This window comes from Mesorhizobium sp. M1A.F.Ca.ET.072.01.1.1 (genome assembly GCF_004023325.1).
GTDB lineage: Bacteria > Pseudomonadota > Alphaproteobacteria > Rhizobiales > Rhizobiaceae > Mesorhizobium.
Map to the genome: position 1 here is coordinate 1 of NZ_RZSF01000613.1, position 1638 is coordinate 1638.

The 1638-nt window shown below is 71.8% G+C and carries 1 pseudogene; it reads left to right on the top strand.

The features are described 5' to 3' along the window. Nucleotides 1-1638: pseudogene (locus EOA32_RS36930) on the top strand (chromosome segregation protein SMC); the annotation flags it as partial.

Consider the following 1638-nt stretch of genomic DNA (forward strand, 5'->3'; position numbering starts at 1 on the left):
CTTGAAGCGCCAGGCGCGCCAGGCCTCGCGCTTCAAGAACCTGTCGGCCGACATCCGCAAGGCCGAGGCGACGCTTCTGCATCTGCGCTGGACGCTGGCCAAAACCCAGGAAGGCGAAGCGCGTTCGGCGCTTGCCGTTGCCACCACGCTGGTCGGTGACCGCGCCGCAGCCCAGATGGCCGCTGCGAGGGAGCAGGGCATCGCCGCCCACCGCCTGCCCGACCTGCGCGACGCGGAAGCGGCCGCGGCGGCGGCCTTTCAGCGCCTGTCGATCGCCAAGACGCAGATCGAAGAAGAGGCCGGCCGCATCCGCTCGCGCCAGGCGGAGCTGGAGCGGCGCCTGCAACAGCTCGATGCAGACATCGCCCGCGAGGAGCGGATGGTGCGCGACAATGCCGACATTCTCGAGCGTCTCCGCGCCGAGGAAGCCGAGCTCAATTCGGACAATGCAGGTGCTGCCGAGCGCGAAGCCACCACCCGCGCCGCCTTCGAGCAGGCAGGCGCGACGCTCTCGCAGAGCGAAGCAAGACTTGCCGCGCTGACTGCCGAACGCGCCGAGGCGGCCGCGTCGCGCCACCAGATCGAGCGCACTTTGCGTGAGACCGCCGAGCGCCGCGACCGCTTCGCTCGCCAGCTTGCCGAGGTCGATCGCGAGCTCTCCGATATTGTGGCGCGCATTTCCGGCCTGCCCGATCCCGCCGAGAAGCGGCTGCTGGTCGAGGACGCGCTTGCCCGGCTGGAAGAGAGCGAGCTAGGCGCCATCGCCGCCGAGCAGGCGGTCGCCGAAGCGCGCGCCGCCGAAAGTGCTGCCCGCCCGCCTCTGCAGGATGCCAAGGCCGAATTGCAGCGCATCGAGACGGAAGCGCGCACGCTGGCCAAGATACTCAACGCCGCGAGCGGCGATCTCTTCCCTTCGGTGCTGGAGCAGATCAGCGTCGAGCGCGGCTACGAGACGGCACTTGGCGCCGCGCTCGGCGAGGACCTAGACGTGCCGCTCGACCGCAGCGCCCCGGTGCATTGGGGCGAGAGCGCGGTTCAACCGGGTGACGCGGCACTGCCTGAAGGCGTGAGGAGCCTGGCGAGTGTGGTGCGCGCGCCGGCACAGCTTGCCCGCCGCCTGGCGCAGATCGGCATCGTCGACGCCGCCGATGGCCGTCGCCTTCAAGCGCAGCTCGCGCCCGGCCAGCGGCTGGTCAGCCGCGACGGCGCGCTCTGGCGCTGGGACGGCTTGACGGCCAGCGCCGATGCGCCGACCGCTGCGGCGCAGAGGCTGGCGCAGAAGAACCGCCTGGCGGAGCTCGATGCCGAGGCCGTGCAGGCGACCCGCGTCGTGCGCGAGGCCGAGGAGGCGCTGGCGCGCGCCGAGCAGGCGATGCGCCAGGCGAGCGAGGCCGAGCGCAACGCGCGTCAGGCCGGCCGCGATGCCCAGCACGCACTCGACGCCGCCCGTAACGCGCTGGCCGAGGCCGATAAGGCCGGCGGCGAGCTGGCGAGCCGCCGTGCTGCCTTGGATGACGCCCGCGCGCGCATCGTCGACAGCCATGAAGAGACGCAAGCCGCTTTCCTCGAAGCCGAGGAGATGCTCAGGGACGCGCCCGATCTCGGCGACCTGCAGCTCCAGCTCGAGCAGGCCTCCGC